The following is a 20451-nucleotide window of genomic DNA, read 5'->3' as shown; positions in this document are numbered from 1 at the left end:
CTATGTATTTTCAAGTTCATCGCATGATACTCTTCTTTAATTTAAAAGGTAGTGAACAGAAAAATCAACCGTTTTATCCAAAACGATTGAAGATGGAAGGAATAGGTTGGAAAATGAAAAAGTCTGACTCACAACATAAATCTATGAGTCAGACCATTTCCATTTCATTAATTGATGAAAAATTTGTGAATATCATTCCAAGTAACGACGATCATCAGGAGCATCAATAACGCAAACCCGATGAAATGGACGAGTCCTTCTTTCTGAGGATCCAATGGCTTCCCGCGGATTCCTTCAATTGCAAGGAATGTCAGCCGTCCTCCATCAAGAGCAGGGAGCGGAAGCAAATTGAAGATTCCGAGGTTGATGCTTAGAAATGCCGCCCATTGGAACAAGACGAACACACCTTCATCCGCCACTTGATCTGTATAATTGTAGATGCCCACTGGACCAGATAGATTGTCGAAAGCGATTTGTCCGGTTACCAATTGGCCGATGGCTTGTATGATTGCAACTGTAAGTTCTCCTGTCTTTTGTACACCGTACGTTAAGGAGCCAAGGAAAGAAACCTCAGTTGGCATGTAAACACCGATGAATCCTTCTGCTTTTCCATCCTGTCCCTTACGTTCTTCCGGCTTAACCATGACGTTCTTTGTTTCTCCATCACGCTGAATCGTGAATTGAAGTTCCTCATTCGGATTGCTCTGGATAACAGTTACGAGCTCTCTCCATGTATTGACTGCTTCACCATCTACAGATAAAACCTGATCGCCTTCTTGCAGTCCAGCTTGGTAGGCTGCACCTTTAGGGTCCAATTCCCCAAGCTTGCTTTGATCGACAGGAATGCCTTGCGTGACGGCATAAATCGTCAATAATACGAATGCAAGCAGGAAATTCATGAACGGACCTGCAAAGATAGCCAAGAAACGGTCCCATAGAGACTTTGAGCCAAATTGACGATTGTATGGTGCGATCTGCATCGGCATCCCATCCTGGATAAATTCTGCTTCAGGATGGACAGGGTAAGTTTCTGTCATTTCTTCGGACACATGTCCTCGTAGGACCAGATCATGTTCAAGGTCTGCCTTTTCGATTGTAACGACTTTCGCATCAGGATATCTCGTAAGTTGATTGGCAATGATCTGCTTCACTTTACCTTCCTGATCGAAAACCATCCCGACACGTGCACCTGGCTTAATTTCTATACCTTCCGGATCCTCACCAGCCATCCGGACGAATCCGCCTAGCGGTAGGAGACGAATTGTATAAAGCGTTTCTCCTTTTTTAGTGGAAAAGATTTTCGGACCGAATCCAATCGCAAATTCACGACAAAGAATTCCAGCTCTTTTCGCGAGAAGCAAATGGCCAAGCTCATGAAAAAAGACAAGCGCTCCGAAAATGATGATGATAGAAAAGATCGTGTTCATATATGTGACCACCTTTACACAATAAGTGTTTGTACAAATCGACGAGTCGAGACATCCACTTCATGGATATCTGAAAGCGATGGGTCTTTAATGACGTCATGTACTTCCAATGCATGTTCAATCAATGATTCGATTTCCAAGAAAGGAATTTGACCATTCAGAAATGCTTCAACAGCTGCTTCATTGGCAGCATTAAGCACTGTAGGCATCGTTCCCCCAGCTTTTCCAGCTTCATATGCGTAGCGTAAACAAGGGAATCGTTCCATATCCATCGTTTCAAAATGCAACGAACCGACTTCTACCAAGTTTAACCTTTTTCCACCCATGACTTCAAGTCTCTTCGGATACGTGAGCGCATATTGGATTGGCACCTTCATGTCAGGCGTTCCTAGATGTGCAATCACACTGCCATCGACAAACTCAACCATGGAGTGAATGACGCTTTCGCGATGAAGCACGACATCGATATTTTCATAGCTTGTCCCGAAGAACCAATGGGCTTCAATAACCTCGAGGCCCTTATTCATCATCGTTGCTGAATCGATTGTGATCTTTGAGCCCATCGACCAGTTTGGATGATTCAACGCTTCTTCTACCGTAACACCTTCAAGATCACTGCGGCTTTTATCCCTGAAGCTTCCTCCAGAAGCTGTAAGAATCATTTTACTCATCTCACGTTTATTCTCTCCATTCAGGCACTGAAAGATGGCCGAGTGCTCACTATCGACAGGTAGAATGGAAACACCAAGACGTTTGGCCCGGTCCATGACGATATGACCCGCTGTTACCAACGTTTCTTTATTGGCAAGAGCAATCGTTTTTCTTTCTTCAATGGCTGCAAGAGTAGGCCCAAGACCGACACTCCCCATCACAGCATTGATCAAAATGTCTGATTTTGGATCCGTAGCAACCTCCAACAGTCCTTCCTCTCCATAATATACGTGACAAGAATGAGAGATAGTCCTTTTTAATTCCTCTGCCAGTTCTTTCGTTGAAACTGAAACGACGTTTGGGCGGAACTCTTCAATTAATGCTTTACCCAGCTTCAAATTTTTACCGAAAGAGAATGATGTAACACAAAACTGCTCTGGATGTGATCGGACTACGTCGAACGTCTGCGTTCCGATTGATCCGGTAGCGCCTAGAATACTGATAGATTTCATGCGTTCCTCCTACTCCTAACAATGCAATGACAACTATGACAGCAGCTGTACGATATGTAAAATCGGCAGTACGAAAATAATGCTGTCAAATCGATCGAGTATCCCGCCATGTCCTGGAAGGATCGTACCCGAATCCTTTACTTCATAATGTCTCTTGAATGCGGATTCAACCAAATCACCAATTTGACCGAAAATGCCGATTACAACCGCCGCAATGATGGCTACGACAAATGCAGAATAGATCGGGAAGAAGATCTGGAAGATAACTGCCACGATGATCGCACAGAGCAATCCGCCCAGAGATCCTTCTATCGTCTTGTTCGGACTGATAACTGGCCATAGCTTCCGCCTACCGAAGGCTTTTCCGAAAAAGTAAGCCCCGGTATCTGTCGCCCATACGATGAAGAGGACGAAGAACAAGCTCTCCACTCCATTTTCAAGGGCTCTCGTCTCATTAAAATATAAAAATCCAATACCAACGTAGAGTGTGGATAAGATGACGAAGCTCGCATCTTCAAAGGTGAAAATGTTTTTCGTAATGACCGTCCAAGTCAACATTGCAAATAACCCAATGATGATGGCATCGATCTTAATCGTATTCAGGTTATATGGGAGATCGATGAAACCCTTTGGTATGACGAGGATGATGACCATCACTAAAGCAACCATACCTGGGAACTGTTTCAGCCGAATTCCTTTCATTCTTAATAATTCTTTCAATCCGATTGCAGCTAACAGTGCCATGACACCATAGAACCAACCTCCACCGATGAATACGATCGGCAGGAAAATGAGCGCTGCAAGAACACCTGTTATTACTCGTACTTTCATATAAGCCTCCTAGGGTTATACCCCACCAAACCTTCTGCCTCTATTTTGATAATCGTGAATCGCTGAATCGAAATCAGCTTCTGAAAAGTCTGGCCAGTACACATCCGTAAACCAGAGCTCAGTATAAGCCAACTGCCAGAGCATGAAGTTGCTGAGTCGTATTTCCCCGCTTGTCCGAATCAACAATTCAGGATCACCTATATCATTAGACATCATGTAGGAACCAATCATCTTCTCGTTGACGTCCTCTGATCGTAGGTTACCTTGCTCAACCTCTAAGGCAAGTTTACGGACAGCAGAAGTAATTTCATATCTGCTTCCATAATTGAGAGCGAAATTCAAAATAAGACCATCATTATGTTTGGTGCGTTCTACAGCTTCATGAACAGCCTTCAATGTATAAGATGGAACTCCTTCTTCCTCTCCCATGATGCGGACTTGAACGTTTTCTTCAATAAGTTCAGGAAGATAGGTGACAAGGAATTGCTCAGGAAGCTTCATAATGAATTCGACTTCTGGTTTCGGGCGTTTCCAATTTTCTGTTGAAAAAGCGTACATCGTCAATGCATTAATACCTAATTGATTTGCTCTTCGTACAATCTTCCTTACTACCTTCATTCCTTCACGATGCCCCGCAATTCGTGGCAAGCCACGTTTCTTTGCCCATCGTCCATTCCCATCCATGATGATTGCTACATGTTTCGGAACACGTGAAAGATCAAGTTGAACGCCCTGATTGGACTCTTTGTTCATTTTCGTCAAGTTTGTAAACTTATTTAGCATATCGTCTCCCCCAGAGAGAATAGATCCGGTGATAAGAATGCCCAACTCCTTATGGACAGCCTTCCGTTTTATATGTATGACGTATTCCTTTACACATCACCGTCGTATAGGATGGATGCGTTCAGGTTTATTATGTGCAAAAAACCCTCTATGAAAAAGAGGGTCTTTTTCTTATCTTATTTTAACTTGAATCATGCTATACTTCCATGATTTCTTTTTCTTTATCGTCTGCGATTGAATCAATGTCAGCAATGAAACGATCTGTAAGTTTCTGAACTTCATCGTTATAGCGGCGCAACTCATCTTCAGTCAAGTCACCGTTTTTCTCTGATTTCTTCAACTCATCATTTGCATCACGACGGATGTTTCTTACTGCTACTTTTCCTTCTTCTGTGTATTTCTTGACGAGCTTTACAAGCTCCTTACGACGCTCTTCTGTCAACGCAGGAATGGCGATACGGATAACATCACCATCGTTGGATGGCGTCAATCCTAGCTCCGCTTTCTGAATCGCTTTTTCGATATCTCCGATGACGGATTTATCATACGGTTGGATGACAAGAAGTCGTGCTTCAGGCACAGAGATTCCCGCCATCTGATTCAATGGTGTTGGAGCACCGTAATAATCAACCGTTACACGGTCCAATAAGGACGGATTTGCACGTCCAGCACGAAGAGTCGCGAGCTCCCTTTTGTAAGCAGCTACAGCCTTCTTCATTCTTTCTTCTGCTTGTTGAATAATCGTATTAGACATCTTATTTCCCCCTCACAACAGTTCCAATATTTTCGCCTTCGATAACGCGCTTAATGTTTCCTTCTTCCATAATCGAGAATACGATCAATGGAATGTCATTGTCCATGCATAAGGATGATGCAGTGGAATCCATTACTGCCAGACCTTCTTTCAATACTTCCAGATAAGACAAGCTATTGTACTTTTTAGCTGTTTCGTCTGTTTTCGGATCAGCAGTGTAAACCCCGTCAACGTTATTCTTCGCCATGAGGATGACTTCTGCTTCAATTTCTGCTGCTCGTAACGCTGCTGTCGTATCTGTGGAGAAATAGGGGTTTCCGGTCCCTGCTGCGAAAATGACGACCCGTTTCTTTTCAAGATGTCTGATTGCTTTCCTGCGGATATAAGGTTCAGCTACTTGACGCATTTCGATAGAGGTTTGAACACGAGTTTCCACTTCAATATTCTCTAAGCTATCTTGAAGAGCAAGTGAATTCATGACCGTTGCTAACATGCCCATGTAATCAGCTGTAGCTCTGTCCATACCCATTTCGCTTCCAGCTTTTCCTCTCCAGATGTTACCGCCGCCAACCACGACTGCGACTTCAACATTCATTTCCACCAGCTCTTTTACCTGCTTTGCGATGGATTGGATGATGGCCGGGTCAATCCCATAACCAACACTACCTGAAAGTGCTTCTCCGCTTAATTTTAATACGACTCTATTATATTTCGGCGTACTCATTTTTTCCCTCCATCAGCGTTTGGGTTAATTGTCCGTTCGTCCTTGAAAAAGAGGGCACACGTACGTCTCGTGTCCCCCTTTCTCACCTGTGGATGTTGCTAGAAATAAACGATGATCAAATCGTCTTATTTCTTGACTTGTGACATTACTTCGTCAGCAAAGTTCTCTTCGCGCTTTTCCATTCCTTCGCCAACTTCGTAACGTACGAATCCTTTTACAGTACCGCCTTTGCTTTCAACAAACTTCCCGACTTTTTGATCAGGATCTTTAACGAAGCCTTGATCGACCAAGCAGATTTCTTCGAAGAATTTGTTGATTCGTCCAGCCACCATCTTCTCAACGATGTTTTCAGGCTTTCCTTCATTCAATGCTTGTTGAGTCAATACTTCTTTCTCACGAGCTACTTCTTCTTCAGAAACTTGCTCACGGTTGATGTATCGAGGATTTACAGCAGCTACATGCATAGAGATATCTTTTGCAAGTTCTTCATCCGTTGTTCCACCGATGACAGAAAGAACACCGATGCGGCCACCCATGTGAAGGTATGCACCAAATGCGTCTTGGTCTTCTTTTTCAAGGATTGCGAAACGACGAAGAGAAATTTTTTCTCCGATTTTTGCAATTGCATTGTTGATGTACTCTTCAACGGAAATCGTTTGACCAGTCATTTCTTTTTTCAGAGCGTCTTCAACAGATGCTGGCTTCGTATCAAGTAGGTGTTTCGCGATATCAACGATCAATTGCTTGAAGGAATCGTTCTTCGCAACAAAGTCAGTTTCAGAATTGACTTCGACGATAACAGCTTCGTTACCTTTCGTTTCAATGTGAGTTAGACCTTCAGCAGCAATACGGTCAGCTTTCTTCGCTGCTTTGGAAATGCCTTTTTCGCGAAGCCAGTCGATTGCTTTGTCCATATCACCATCGTTTTCAGTAAGAGCTTTCTTGCAGTCCATCATACCTGCGCCAGTTTTTTCACGTAGTTCCTTTACCATTTGTGCAGTAACTGCCATGAGTAAATTCCTCCTTTAAAATATGTAGCTTCATAAGCTTTGGTTTCAAATCTGATCCACTTGAAAGGTTGTCCGCTTTATGATCTCTAAGGAATTAGAAATCAATATTGCTTTTCACATACCTTTTGTTTAGGCACTGTTAAAGAATGTTGTTGATTGTAGAAAGCTTCAGGCGAACGCTTCTATTTCCTTAACAGAGCCTTTGTTTAAAAAGGGTGATAAAGGGTCAGTTCCCCTCTATCACCCTTAATGAGTACAATTTTGTTTTACGCTTTTACTTCTTCTTCCTCTTCTTGAGTAGAAGCTTCTTCAGCGTTACCTTGGTTCGCTTCGACAACTGCATCTGCCATTTTCGAAGTCAATAGCTTGACAGCACGGATTGCATCGTCGTTACCTGGGATGACAACATCCACTTCGTCTGGATCACAGTTTGTGTCGACGATTGCAACGATTGGAATGTTCAACTTACGTGCTTCTGCAATAGCGATGCGCTCTTTACGAGGGTCAATAACGAAAAGGACATCTGGAAGACCGTTCATGTCTTTGATTCCGCCTAGGAATTTCTCAAGACGATCCATTTCCTTTTTAAGAAGGATAACTTCTTTCTTAGGAAGGACATCGAACGTTCCGTCTTCTTGCATTTTTTCAAGATCCTTCAAACGCTTGATACGCTTACGGATCGTATCAAAGTTTGTCAATGTTCCACCTAACCAACGTTGGTTGATGTAATATTGACCTGCACGCACAGCTTCGTCTTTAACAGACTCTTGAGCTTGCTTTTTCGTTCCGACGAAAAGAATTTTTCCTCCGTCCGCCGCGATGTCGCGCATATAATTATACGCTTCTTCAACCTTCTTAACTGTCTTTTGAAGGTCGATGATGTAGATGCCGTTACGCTCTGTGAAGATGTAACGTGCCATCTTTGGGTTCCAACGGCGTGTTTGGTGACCGAAGTGAACACCAGCTTCTAACAATTGTTTCATTGAAATAACTGCCATGAATGGCACCTCCTATGGTTTTTTCCTCCGTCCGCTTCTCATCATTCACAACTTATTGAAGAAGACAAGCTTCATGATAAGCACCAATGAATGAATCCACGAACGTGTGTGATGTGATCTAAACACCGAGAATAAATATAACACATTCGTAAATGATCTCGCAAGTACCTAATGCCTATCTTGATGAAATTTTATGAGTAGCTCGATCTCACCTTTCCCTTTATTCACCCTTTTTGCGATTTCATCTATCGAATAGTTCTGATCTTTTAATGATAAGACCTGGGACAAGAGTGAAGGTCCGAATTCCTCGACCGTATCATCGAAAGGGGGGATATAATGAATAGGATCCGACTGATTTCCCTGTTTTTCTGGCGTTTTTTCTTCAGGTCCCTTTTCATTGGACGTGTTTGTTCTTTCTGCAATATGTCCATTCGATTCTTTACTGTTGTTCATACGTTGAAGTTCTTTAATGAAGGCATCATTCTCTTCTTTCATTTCAGTTGTATAGGCCAGGAGGATATCCTCCAATTCTGTTTTCATCCTTTTGACATCCTCATGTCCTGCTGCTTCTGATTTTTTCCATATGACGATGATGGAAAGGATTGTTATTAGATGAATGAAAAAACTGACACCTAATAGGAATTCAGTCATTTTTACCTCCTTACCAATGAGTTTCGACCTTCAAACTTTTCTTCATTTTGACTTTGAATGACGATTTCTCCTGAAGACAGTATCAGCTCGACCGTTTTGTATTCCGAGGTCAACACCCTCTTATATTTACCGAATGTCACTTCTACACCTGGATGGATGGTGCCGTTGACAAACAAAGAATGGTCTTGGACATCAATGAAATCTTGTTTGACAATTTCATATTCCAATTTCAACTCTTTGATTTTATCACGAGTCAATTTGATCGTATTCTTGACTTTCAATAGAAGGACACGTTCTTGGGTTGAGCACTCATCAGGGTTTTTCCGTTCAAGTTTTTCCCTCAGCCTTTCAAGCTTCTTCAAATTCTCTTCCTCTTCCGCTAGTGCAGTTGAGAGATGTTCGAACTTTTCAATGACAGATGGAGGGACACCGAAAAAGAACTGGGTTCTGGTCATCAACTCCGTACCCGCCTGATTCACATGTATGGACCCTCCAGATGTAATCGTCCCACCGTGTATGATTCCATTACCCTTTTGGCAATATATTGTTCCATTGATTTGTAGCGTGCTATGGTTGACTTGATTGACATGCAGATCTCCCCCTGCATGGACGATTCCTTGATTAATGTATCCTGTATGGATGTTACAGCCTGCCTCAATGATTCCTTTTCCTTGACCGGCAATGCCATCCCGGATGTAAATGGAACCGCCAGCCTTGATGGTCGAAGCTTCCACTGAGCCCGCGATCCTTACATCTCCATCTGCGGTGATCGTATAACCTGAAGGGATATCCCCATGTACATGGATATTACCTGTAAACGATAAATTGCCCGTCTTAAGGTCGAGATCCCCTTGGACTTCATAGACAGGAAAGACATAGACTGAGCGCTTCTGATAACTGACTTGTCCATTTGTGAGCGCATAGATATGGCCTTTTTCTTCATCCACTATGATATTGGGTGTTTTTTTAATATGTATTGGTTTCCCGGGCTTCGGCTTGATGATTTCACCAGTTACGTCGATTCCATCCTTACCTTCTGTAGGGGGGATGATTTCAGCGATCTTTTCTCCTTTTACAACCGAATGGATCTTAGTCGTCAATCTCAAATCTACAAATCTCGATTCCCCTGTATATTCTTGAGCATCATCTGCAGACAGAATCGGTCTTATGTATCCATGTGTCCCCTGTTCAGGCTGGGTTCCTTCAGCCACCACGAGAGGTTCTGACCATGCTGTCACATCCTCGAGTACCTGTTCAATGGCGTTGGTATTAATTCCATGGACGATATGGTTTTCTTGTAGAAATAGGAGAATATCATCAAGTTCTAAAGCCTCTTCCATCTTGGTCAAAGGAATGAGAACGGCCTCCATGTTCTGAGCCCTCATTTCCAGATCAATGTATTCAGATAAGTGATCCTTTCCCATACGGGACCTCCTCAGGAAACCAAGTATTTATTTAATACATTTCGAAGCTTGAATAATGCTTTCGAATGGATTTGTGAAATCCTAGAAGTAGAAAGGTTCAATACCTCTCCGATCTCTGTGAGTGTCAATTCTTCATAATAAAAGAGACTGACAACAAGCTGTTCTTTTTCATTCAAATCATCTATAACCTCTGTTAGATGATGATGGAGTTCGCTTGTCAACATAAGACTTTCAGGTGTATCCACCTTTTTATCTTCAATTGTATAACCGATTTTCTCGTTTGCATCGCTGTCTTTGTTTTCTTCATCGATAGAGAGGATATTCGCCATAAAACTCTCAGACATGATCGTAAGAATTTCTTCTTCTGGTAATCCAATCTCTTCGGCAACTTCTTGAGCACTTACAGAGCGCATCCTTTCCTGCTCCAGCCGCTCAATCGTCATTTCGATTTTCTTTGTCTTTTCCCTTAATGAACGCGGCAGCCAATCTTCCCTGCGAAGTCCATCCAGAATCGCACCTCTTATTCTGAAAGAAGCGTATGTATCGAATTTGAGATCTCTTGATGGGTCGAATTTGTTGATTGCATCATACAAACCCATCAGGCCATGACTACGTAATTCATCCTTATTGACATTCCTCGGCAAGCCGACAGCGATTCGTTGAACGTGGTATTGGACCAAAGGCAAATGCATCTCCAATAACGCCTCACAAGATTCTTTATCTTTGTATTTCGACCAGCTGTCCCAATATACACTCGCTTCTGATGTGGTCCCCTTACGCATCCAATCCCTCCTTGTCGTCATACTTCCGCATACAGCTACTACAATTAAATGGTCGTGATTCCTTTGTGGATCGTACGGATCTGTAAAATCCCATTTTCTGAATCAAACGTGATCGTCCTGCCATTACTGCCTCCCACATCCTCAGAAATAACCGGAATATCAAGATCATGCAAGGTCTCCTTCACTGCTTCCACATTTCTCGGTCCGACTCTGAGCGCTTCACTCTTCCCACTGAATTGAAACATTTGTGCCCCACCAGCAATTTTAGCAACGAGTGAATCCCGTCGTAAACGATAGGTTTGGACCATTTCATCGACCATTGCCGGAAGTGCTGTATCTGCATACTTTGCAAAGTTGAACGAAACTTCTCTTGCCATCGTTGAGCTTGGCAGCATCACATGGGCCATACCTGCCACCTTAGCCGCCTGTTCATAGATCACGACACCTACACACGATCCGAGGCCTGTTGTTTTAAGATGATGAGGTGCTTTTGCAAGCTGGTAATCTGAAATTTTCACCTGGATGATTTCAATCGTTTTGTTCATTAAGTTACTCCCAAAGCATGAAAAATTCTTTCAAATGAATCAGGGTCGGGTAACAATAGGAAATGCCCATCCATTCCTAACTGGGTATTATCGGCACCTCTCAATTCAGTATCAATGAGGATTGCATAATCGCTGACCTGGGATAATTCGACCAGACCTTGAGAAAGCACAGCACCAGCCATATCAATTGAGAGAAAAGGAACAGAAGGATAGAGCTTCAATCCTGTAAAATCAGAAAATGAGGATAAATAGGATCCTGCAAGGATATTTCCCGTTTCTTGAAGAGCGGATTGCGCAAGCTCACTTGAAAAAATTGATTCTTCCTCGATTTCCGAATCACCAGTGAGTTCCCTAAGATAAGTGACTGCTTCCTGCAAAGGCAGGATGAAAAACATATTACCAGGGGCGTCACCCGTGACACGGAAGAAGGTTGCTGCAACGACCGTTTCATCTCCACCGATTAGTTCAGTCACTTCATGGAAGAGAGCCATCTTCACGGATGGGACTTTCATGTCGATCGTCCTGTTCATCAATTGACTCAATGCAGTAGCTGCGTTTCCCGCTCCAATATTTCCGATCTCCTTCAGAATGTCCTTATGGAAATCGGTCAGCTTTTCGGGAGTAATCATTCACCTTTCTCCTTGAATTCCCTTAACGCAATGATTTCTTCCGGATTCAATACTTTATCCAAATTAAGAAGAATCAATAGTCTATTCTCTAGCTTTGCGACACCATCCAAATATTCGGCATCAATCCCACCGACTACCTTCGGTGCTGGTTCGATCGTATTCGTAGGAACATCAATGACGTCATTTGCTGAATCAACGATCATCCCGACTTCAAGTTCATTTGCTCTGACAATGATGATTCTCGTCTCATCTGTATGTTCTGCTTCAGGCAAATCAAATCTGCTCCGCAAATCTATAACGGGGGTGACAACGCCACGGAGGTTAATGACGCCCTTTACAAAAGCTGGAGTACGTGGAACTCTGGTAATCTCTTGAAGACGTTCAATCGAACGGACCTGATGGACATCAACTCCATACTCTTCATCAATAAGCTGGAATACGATTGCTTTGATCTCTGTTTCTACTGTTTTCATTTCAGACATTTGAAATCCTCCCTTATTTGATCAAGTCATTACAATCTAGTATTAAAGAAACCTTTCCATCTCCAAGAATGGTTGCTCCTGAAATGGCGAAAACATTCTTCAAATAATCACCCAATGGTTTCAAGACGACTTCTTGTTGACCGATGAAATCATCTACGATCAAGGCTGTCATACTATCCCCTTTTCGAACGACCACAATCGAATGGTTCTCCTTATCTTCCTCTGTCGCCTCTACACCCAATGTATCCTTTAATGAAACGAGCGGCACGACCTTGCCTCTAAAATCAATGACAGGCATATGATGAGCTTTCATCACAGCGCTTTTCGGAATGATGATGCTTTCTACAATGTTGGAAAGAGGGATGGCATAAATCTCTGCACCTGCTTTAATCAGCATGACGGAAAGGATCGATAAAGTAAGTGGCAATTCAATTGAGAATTTAGACCCTTTACCAGGTACGGATGTGACAGAAATCGTTCCACCGAGTGATTCAATCTTACTCTTGACGACGTCCAGCCCAACACCTCTGCCTGAGATATCAGAAACTGTATCTGCTGTACTGAATCCTGAGGCAAACAGCAGTTGATAAATTTCATGATCATCCATCATTTGTGCTGTCGCTTCGTCGAGGATATTGTTCTCAATCGCCTTTTGTAAAACTTTCTCTCTATTGATTCCTCCACCATCATCTTCGATTTCGATGTAGATGTGGTTTCCACTATGATAGGCTGTAAGGGCAATCGTCCCTTCTTCCTGTTTACCCGCATTCCGTCTTTTTTCAGGTAATTCAATACCGTGATCCACAGAGTTACGTAACAGATGGACGAGTGGATCACCAATTTCATCAATCACTGTACGATCAAGCTCTGTTTCTCCACCGGTGATGACAAGATCGATTTTCTTTCCTAATTCCTTCGATAAACTACGGATCATTCGAGGGAAACGGTTGAATACTTGATCGATCGGTACCATCCGCATGGTAAGCAACGCATCCTGTAAATCACTGGTCAGCCTCGTCATGTGTTCCACTGTCTCTGTCAAGTGATGATGATTCAAGTCTTTTGCAATGGATTCCAATCTTCCTCGATCGATGACCAGCTCTTCGAAGAGATTCATGAGAACATCAAGACGGTTGATATTGACACGCATTGTTTTATTGTTTGTCGCTTTGGTTTTCTTGTCTTCAGACGTTGTACTTTTATCCTCTGAAGTCTCTGCAGACTTTACGGCTTCAACCGTTGCCGCCGCTTCCGATTCATTTTCAGAGGTACCATCGAGGGTAGAGAGATCGAGTGGATTCACTTTCACCGAGTCGACCTCTGAAACACTTGATATTTTCGCTTTGATTTCTTCTGGGTCCTGTGAGGAGATCAATGTCACAGTAAAACGATCCTCAAACTTTTCTTCTTCTAAGTCACCAACTGGTGGAGAGGAGTGAATCACTTCAGCCAATTGACCGATTGCATCAAAAATCATGTACACTCTTGCAGCCTTCAACATGCAAGTCTTCTCCAGTTGGACGTCTACAGTAAATGGATGTAATCCTTGATCGACTGATTGCTGTAGGATCGATTTCTGGAATTCATCCAACTCATCACCGAGGGTGTTGGAGGAAGCACTTCCTTGCTGTTCAGGGATTTCCTCCCCTTTTTCAATTGAACTCAGTTTTTTTACGATTCCTTCTACATCCCGTTTTCCATCGCCGCCCGAGATGATTGATTCAACCATTTCCTCCAACAGGTCCACCGATTCGAATAGCGTATCAACGGTAAGATCGGAAACTTGTATCTTGTCTTGACGGATTGCATCTAACACATTTTCCATTTGGTGTGTCAGATTCGCCAAATCTTCAAATCCCATCGTGGCAGACATGCCTTTCAATGTATGAGCAGAACGAAATATTTCATTTACAATTGATATTTCAGCAGGATCATTTTCAAGCCTTACCATATTTTCATGTATTGCTTGGAGATGTTCCCTGCTCTCATCGACAAACACATCCAAATACTGATTCATATCCATTGTTTCAACCCCCTACATTTAAATGGTGGACAATCCTATGACTGATCTCGTCCACTCTTACGATTTCGTCCACTTGATTCGTTTGAATTGCAGCCTTAGGCATCCCAAACACGACACATGTTTCCTCTGATTCAGCGATCGCAATCGTCCTGCCATCCTCTTTTAAAGAAAGAAGACCTTTTGAGCCATCAGCTCCCATACCAGTCATGATGACTGCGATTTTCTGATAACCTTTCAACTTCGCAATACTCATAAACATTTCATCCACTGATGGTCGATGTCCTTTTGTAGGAGGAGTATGCTCGTCCAGTTCTACATAGATCCGGTCGCCGTTCTCTCTTACCTTCAAGTGATAACCACCAGGGGCGATATAGACTGTACCATTTACAATCTCTTCATTTTCTTCCGCTTCTTTCACATGCAATTCTGACAATTTATTAAGCCGTTCTGCAAGAGACCTCGTAAAACCGACAGGCATATGTTGCACAATGAGGACAGGAGACGCTATTCCTTTCGGCAGGTTTGCGATCACATCTACAAGAGCTTTTGGACCCCCAGTAGACGTTCCTATTGCAATGAGCTTCTTTCCATCGCCCTCTTCGTTTCGTGAAGCTCTTTCCCTTTGATTGATCGTGACCGGATCTTCTATTGCAGTGATGGATGGAGAGGAATCCTTTACCGTAATGCCGCTTACAGTTTTCACTTTTTCTATAAGATCGTTTTGAACTTTATGTATGTCAAGCGAGATTGAACCCGAAGGCTTCGGAATAAAGTCAATCGCTCCTTGTTGCATCGCTTCAATTGTTTGTTTAGCACCTGATTGGGTTACACTGCTGACCATGATGACCGGCAGGCCATGCAATCGGATGATTTCCTTTAGTGTTTCCAGTCCATCCATGACCGGCATCTCAACATCCAAAGTGATTACATCCGGATTAAATCGTGGAATTTTCTCCAGTGCATCCTGTCCGTTTCTAGCGGTACCAACCACTTCAATTGAGCGGTCATCCTGAAGGAGATCCGTCAAGATTTTCCGCATAAATGCCGAGTCATCCACAACCAATACCTTGATCTTATTCATTTGGCACCCCGCTTTTTTGAAAAATACCGAGTAAAACGCTGCAAAAAACTTTCGCCCACTTGGGCTGATGCATCCGTTCCATTGCCAAAGGTTGAGGCCAAACGTTTCATAGCGAGAGACACTTTAGCATTCGGTGCACCGATAAGATATGGCGTTTGTGCTTTCACAGCTGTAAAGACTTGGCGGTCCTCCGGCAGGCCTCCTAGTACGCGAATTTCTTTTTGAAGAAAACGTTCAGCCGCATGTTGGATCCTTAGACCGACATCCTCTCCTTCATGTTTGTTCTCCATCCGATTCACAATGACCGAAACGTTGATGGATTCCACTACTGCGTGTATATGCTTCATCATGGCATAAGCATCTGTGATCGCGGTCGGCTCAGGAGTAGTGACAAGTAGAACCTCATCCGCCGCAGCAATGAACTTCAGACCATCCTTTGAGGCTCCTGCTGCCATATCCAAGAAAATATAATCATAGCCTTCCTGAATAATTTTGATTTGTTCTACAAAGTGATTAAACTGTGATGGAGTGAGTTCGAATAGCTTATTGAGTGCATTTCCTCCTGCTATATACTCGATTCCACCTGGGCCCGTTTCAATCATTTCTAATATCGAATGTTCTTGTTCGACCATGTCGACAATATGGTTCTTGGAATGGACACCCATAAGGATATCCAAATTGGCCATACCGATATCAAGATCCAATATGAGAACTTTGGAGCCCGACTCAATTAAAGAAAGGGCGAGATTAAGCGTTACATTGGATTTCCCTACGCCGCCTTTCCCACTTACAACGGCACATACTTTCGCTGGTTTTACACTTGAAGTCAATCTTTTACGCAGCATCTCAGCTTGGTCATACATGGGTCATTTCTCCCAAAATAAGGTCTACAATCTTCTCAGGTGAAACTTCTGTCAAATCATCAGGGACATTTTGACCAAAGGTTACATAAGCGACTCCACATTCCATTTTATAAATCAAATTCAAGATTTCACCATATGAATCCGTTTCATCCTTTTTCGTGAACACGAGCTTCTCAATCGGTATCTTCTTGAAGTGGTCTGCAATTTGGATCATATCTGTATATTTTGAGGTCAGTGAGAATACAAGATAATTCTCCATATCCTCATCAAATTGATACATCTGTTCGAGATCATCGATATAGCGTGTTTTTTTGAAATTCCGCCCTGCAGAGTCGACAAGGATGACATCATAATCCTTGAACTTATCCTTTGCATTCTTGAAATCGTCCTGGTTGTAGGCGACTTCCAATGGTACATTCAATATTTCTGCATATGTCTTCAGCTGTTCAATTGCTGCAATCCGATAGGTATCCGTCGTAATCAATGCTGTTTTCTTCTTCTTGTTCAAGACTGCATCAGCTGCAATTTTAGCAATTGTCGTCGTTTTCCCAACACCGGTCGGTCCGATCAAATTCAGTATTTTCTTCTTGTATTCGAAGCCTCCGAAAGACACTTCCCGAACGATGGACAAAAGTTCCTCTCTCAGCCATCCTTGAAGCTTCTCTGATGCTTTCATTTCTGTTTCTTCTTGATACCACCGACGCAGCAATTTACTCACGATCATGGACTTCAGATCAGATGTGACGCCTTGAACAGTAAGAAATTCATCAATGGTCAAGATTTGCTTCGGAAGATGTGGAGAGTTGTCAGGGACCGAACGATCTGTCATACCAACTTTTGTTCCAACAGGTGGACGTTTTGTGTAAACAGAATTTTCTACTGCTACCGGTTTAGCAGAACTGAAAACGGGCTTCCGTTCCTCCTCATGAGAAGAAGGTGAAAGTGGTTCAGGATCCAATGCGGCAATTACTTCAAGTGACGGTTTGGTGAAAAAACCGAGGAAACCACCAGTACGGATTTCCTTTGAATTTAAGATGACGGCATCTTTACCCAAGTCACTCCGGATTTTTTTCATAGCTTCCGGCATGGTAGGTGCAATATATTTTTTTACCTTCATGTCAGATTCACCACCCCAATGCTTTGTACTTCTAAATCAGGCTCCAATTCGTTATACGATAACACCGGTACATCCGGGAGATACCTTTCAATCAGCTGTCTTACATACATCCGAACGGCAGGAGAACATAACAGGACAGTGATCGGCGTAACTTCATTCGAACGCTTGATCTCACTCGTAATTGAATCGAATATCGCTTGAGATTCATTCGGGTCCATCGCCAAATAGTTCCCATGTTCGGTTTGTTGGATTGATTCTGCAATTCTTTTTTCCACAGTGCCGGATAACGTGATCACTTTCAGCTTGGATTGTTCATCACTATATTGTTTGGAGATTTGTCTTGCAAGCGATTGTCGGGCGTATTCTGTCAATAAATCGGTATCCTTGGTCAGCTGACCGTAATCGGCAAGAGTTTCGAAGATGACCGGCAAATTCCTGATTGAAATGTTTTCCTTCAATAGTTTTGAGAGGACCTTTTGGATCTCACCGATCGTCAACGGCTCCGGTGTCACATCCTCAACCAATGCTGCATGTGTTTCCTTCATGTGCTCGACAAGCTGTTTCACTTCTTGACGACCTAAAAGCTCATGGGCATGTTTCTTGATCATCTCCGTCAAGTGCGTCGATACCACGGACGGTGGATCAACGACCGTATAACCTGACATTTCCGCTCTTTCCTTCAACTCTTCTGAAATCCACAAAGCAGGAAGTCCAAAAGCGGGTTCGATCGTCTCGATCCCCTCGATGCTTTCATCGTCTACCCCGGGAGACATGGCGAGATAATGGTCTAGGAGCAATTCTCCTCTTGCAATCTCATTCCCTTTGATTTTTATTCGATACTCATTTGGTTGGAGTTGGATATTGTCCCGAATTCGAACGACAGGGACGACCAGCCCGAGCTCCAAAGCTAATTGTCTTCTGATCATCACGATCCGATCGAGTAGATCGCCGCCTTGACTTGTATCTGCAAGCGGGATAAGACTGTAGCCGAATTCAAACTCAATCGGGTCCATCTGCAGAAGATTTACGACACTTTCAGGACTTTTGAATTCCTCGGTCGGAATATCCTCTTCAACCTCTTCTTCAGTTTCGTATCGTTTTTTCTCGACACGGCTTAATTGAAACCCGCCAACAGCTAACAAGATCGCAATCGGCAAAGTGAAAACATCCTGGATCGGCGTGAATATCCCCAGCAGGAAGACCGTACCAGCAGCGACATATAACATTGTCGGGTAAGCAAGCAATTGTTTCGTGATATCCTGTCCAAGATTACCATCTGATGCAGCACGCGTTACGATGATACCTGTCGCTGTGGAAATGATGAGAGCTGGTATTTGACTGACAAGTCCATCTCCAACTGTTAATAGCGTATATGTTTCCGATGCTTCGCTTAACGGCATTCCTTGCTGTACCATACCGATGATGATTCCGAAGATCATATTGATGATAACGATGATGATACCGGCAATGGCATCACCTTTCACGAACTTACTCGCTCCGTCCATCGCCCCGTAAAAGTCTGCTTCTTGTTCGATTTTTTGTCTTCTTTCGCGAGCCTCACGCTCAGATATAAGACCTGCATTCAAATCTGCGTCGATACTCATTTGTTTACCTGGCATAGCATCGAGCGTGAACCTTGCAGCGACCTCGGAAACACGTTCTGAACCTTTCGTGATGACGACAAATTGGATGATGATGAGAATCACGAATACGACAAACCCAACTAACACATTCCCGGCGACAACGAAGGAACCGAACGTATCAATAACGTTACCTGCTTTCGCTTGACTGAGGATCGACCTCGTCGTCGATACATTCAGTCCGAGCCTGAATAGGGTCACGAGGAGCAGTAAAGATGGAAAAATCGAGAATTGTAAAGGCTCGTTCGTATTCATTGCTATAAGGATGATTAATAGTCCTAACGAGATGTTCGTGATGATAAGGAAGTCGAGCATCCAAGTTGGAAGCGGTATGATCAACATCGTGATGATTAATATAACGCTAAGTAGGACTGTCAGATCTCTTGGCTTCATCAGTTGTACTCTCCTTCTCTTTTTCATAAGATGCGCCCAGTATCGATTCAAACAAGTTTTTTCAGCTTATAGACATACGCTAAAACTTCAGCTACGGCTCTGAATAGATTTTCCGGAACGGTATCTCCTATTTCAGTTTGATCGTAAAGACTTCTTGCGAGGGGGCGGTTCTCTACAGTTTCAATCTCATGGTGCCTTGCGACTTCTCTTATTTTCAAAGCGACATAATCCACACCTTTTGCAACAATGACAGGTGCATCCATCGCATCTTCATCATATTTAAGTGCAATAGCAAAGTGGGTCGGATTCGTAATGACGACATCTGCCTTAGGTACTTCCTGCATCATACGCTGCATCGCCATCTGTCTTTGCTTTTCCTTGATTTTGGACTTGATCAAGGGGTCCCCTTCTGATTTTTTGAATTCATCCTTCACATCCTGCTTGCTCATTTTGATGCTCTTTTCAAAGTCATATTTCTGATAGAGGTAATCAAGGATGGCGAGGAAAATCAACAGGACGGATGCAGCAAGACCCATCTGGATTGTCAGCATTCCGATGACCACGAGAGCATTTTCGGCAGTACCGAATGAAAGGGTTAGGACTTCCTCCCTTTTCAGCCACAAAATTGCGAATGTGACGAAACCGACAAGAGAAATTTTCAATATGGACTTCAACAGCTCGACAATCGCTCTCAAGGAATAAATCCTCTTGAACCCTTTCAACGGGTTGATTCGTTCCAATTTTACCTTTAAAGGATCAGTGGAAAATAGCACACCCACTTGAAGGTAGTTAGCTGCAACACCTGCAACCAACGAGACAAGCAGGATTGGAGCGACGACTTTGGCAGCTTCAAAGGATAAAGCTGACATCACCTGCTGGGTATTCTCGTTCGTTACATCAAAATGAATGAACTCTCTGAAGCTTTTGTGATAGATCGCAAGAAGCGAGTCGAGCATGTATGGTCCGATCAGCCACAGGAACAGGAATACGATTAGGAGGATGATGGCGGTATTTACATCACTGGACTTGGCCACCTGCCCCTTCTTACGGCTTTCTTGCCGTTTTTTCGGAGTTGCTTTCTCCGTTTTCTCTTGTGAAAAATATTGAAGGTCCAATGAACGGTAATTCATC

At 43.2% G+C, this 20451-nt stretch carries 20 protein-coding genes; all 20 read right to left on the bottom strand.

Annotated features, from left to right (window positions below):
- Positions 1-167: 167 nt before the first annotated feature.
- Positions 168-1427 (bottom strand): RIP metalloprotease RseP, encoded by a 1260-nt coding sequence (gene rseP / locus V1497_RS08445; RefSeq protein WP_349410531.1) that lies wholly within the window; start codon positions 1425-1427, stop codon positions 168-170.
- A gap of 14 nt (positions 1428-1441) precedes the next feature.
- Positions 1442-2590, bottom strand: a complete 1149-nt coding sequence (locus V1497_RS08440; protein ID WP_349410530.1) for a 1-deoxy-D-xylulose-5-phosphate reductoisomerase — start codon at positions 2588-2590, stop codon at positions 1442-1444.
- 33 nt (positions 2591-2623) lie between these two features.
- Positions 2624-3421 carry a phosphatidate cytidylyltransferase gene (locus tag V1497_RS08435; protein ID WP_349410529.1) on the bottom strand — a complete coding sequence of 266 codons (798 nt, stop codon included), beginning with the start codon at positions 3419-3421 and terminating at the stop codon, positions 2624-2626.
- 15 nt (positions 3422-3436) lie between these two features.
- A complete protein-coding gene (locus V1497_RS08430; protein ID WP_414703611.1) occupies positions 3437-4204 on the bottom strand; it encodes an isoprenyl transferase in 768 nt (255 codons plus the stop codon).
- A gap of 196 nt (positions 4205-4400) precedes the next feature.
- On the bottom strand, positions 4401-4958 hold the full coding sequence (gene frr / locus V1497_RS08425) for a ribosome recycling factor (protein ID WP_349410528.1): 558 nt from the start codon (positions 4956-4958) through the stop codon (positions 4401-4403).
- 1 nt (position 4959) lies between these two features.
- Positions 4960-5682 carry a UMP kinase gene (gene pyrH / locus V1497_RS08420; RefSeq protein ID WP_349410527.1) on the bottom strand — a complete coding sequence of 241 codons (723 nt, stop codon included), beginning with the start codon at positions 5680-5682 and terminating at the stop codon, positions 4960-4962.
- A 125-nt stretch (positions 5683-5807) separates the two neighbouring features.
- Positions 5808-6692: a translation elongation factor Ts gene (gene tsf, locus V1497_RS08415; protein ID WP_349410526.1), complete on the bottom strand. Its 885-nt coding sequence runs from the start codon at positions 6690-6692 to the stop codon at positions 5808-5810.
- Between the two features lie 266 nt (positions 6693-6958).
- Positions 6959-7690 carry a 30S ribosomal protein S2 gene (gene rpsB, locus V1497_RS08410; RefSeq protein WP_349410525.1) on the bottom strand — a complete coding sequence of 244 codons (732 nt, stop codon included), beginning with the start codon at positions 7688-7690 and terminating at the stop codon, positions 6959-6961.
- A gap of 168 nt (positions 7691-7858) precedes the next feature.
- Positions 7859-8341 (bottom strand): DUF6115 domain-containing protein, encoded by a 483-nt coding sequence (locus tag V1497_RS08405; RefSeq protein WP_349410524.1) that lies wholly within the window; start codon positions 8339-8341, stop codon positions 7859-7861.
- 2 nt (positions 8342-8343) lie between these two features.
- Entirely contained in the window at positions 8344-9765 is a 1422-nt protein-coding gene (locus tag V1497_RS08400) for a FapA family protein (RefSeq protein WP_349410523.1), read from the bottom strand.
- 11 nt (positions 9766-9776) lie between these two features.
- The gene (locus V1497_RS08395; RefSeq protein WP_349410522.1) at positions 9777-10547 is read right to left on the bottom strand and encodes a FliA/WhiG family RNA polymerase sigma factor; all 771 of its coding nucleotides are present in this window, start codon (positions 10545-10547) and stop codon (positions 9777-9779) included.
- Between the two features lie 44 nt (positions 10548-10591).
- On the bottom strand, positions 10592-11092 hold the full coding sequence (locus tag V1497_RS08390) for a chemotaxis protein CheD (RefSeq protein WP_349410521.1): 501 nt from the start codon (positions 11090-11092) through the stop codon (positions 10592-10594).
- Positions 11092-11721, bottom strand: coding sequence for a chemotaxis protein CheC (locus V1497_RS08385; RefSeq protein ID WP_349410520.1), 630 nt, complete (start codon positions 11719-11721; stop codon positions 11092-11094). The genes V1497_RS08390 and V1497_RS08385 overlap by 1 nt, the downstream gene beginning before the upstream one ends.
- Positions 11718-12203 (bottom strand): chemotaxis protein CheW, encoded by a 486-nt coding sequence (locus V1497_RS08380; RefSeq protein ID WP_349410519.1) that lies wholly within the window; start codon positions 12201-12203, stop codon positions 11718-11720. The genes V1497_RS08385 and V1497_RS08380 overlap by 4 nt, the downstream gene beginning before the upstream one ends.
- A gap of 13 nt (positions 12204-12216) precedes the next feature.
- Complete coding sequence (locus V1497_RS08375) at positions 12217-14226, bottom strand: chemotaxis protein CheA (protein WP_349410518.1); 2010 nt, start codon at positions 14224-14226, stop codon at positions 12217-12219.
- A 4-nt stretch (positions 14227-14230) separates the two neighbouring features.
- Entirely contained in the window at positions 14231-15307 is a 1077-nt protein-coding gene (locus V1497_RS08370) for a chemotaxis response regulator protein-glutamate methylesterase (RefSeq protein WP_349410517.1), read from the bottom strand.
- The gene (locus V1497_RS08365) at positions 15304-16170 is read right to left on the bottom strand and encodes a MinD/ParA family protein (RefSeq protein WP_349410516.1); all 867 of its coding nucleotides are present in this window, start codon (positions 16168-16170) and stop codon (positions 15304-15306) included. Before V1497_RS08365 ends, V1497_RS08370 begins: the two co-directional genes overlap by 4 nt.
- Positions 16163-17287, bottom strand: a complete 1125-nt coding sequence (gene flhF, locus V1497_RS08360; protein WP_349410515.1) for a flagellar biosynthesis protein FlhF — start codon at positions 17285-17287, stop codon at positions 16163-16165. The genes V1497_RS08365 and flhF overlap by 8 nt, the downstream gene beginning before the upstream one ends.
- Positions 17284-19320 carry a flagellar biosynthesis protein FlhA gene (gene flhA / locus V1497_RS08355; protein ID WP_349410514.1) on the bottom strand — a complete coding sequence of 679 codons (2037 nt, stop codon included), beginning with the start codon at positions 19318-19320 and terminating at the stop codon, positions 17284-17286. Before flhA ends, flhF begins: the two co-directional genes overlap by 4 nt.
- A gap of 47 nt (positions 19321-19367) precedes the next feature.
- Entirely contained in the window at positions 19368-20450 is a 1083-nt protein-coding gene (gene flhB, locus V1497_RS08350) for a flagellar biosynthesis protein FlhB (protein WP_349410513.1), read from the bottom strand.
- Position 20451: the final 1 nt, after the last annotated feature.

This window comes from Pseudalkalibacillus sp. SCS-8 (genome assembly GCF_040126055.1).
In the GTDB taxonomy this organism is placed as follows: Bacteria; Bacillota; Bacilli; order Bacillales; family Fictibacillaceae; genus Pseudalkalibacillus; species Pseudalkalibacillus nanhaiensis.
The sequence above is the reverse complement of the archived record's forward strand: the minus strand, read 5'-3'. Positions and strand labels throughout refer to the sequence as shown.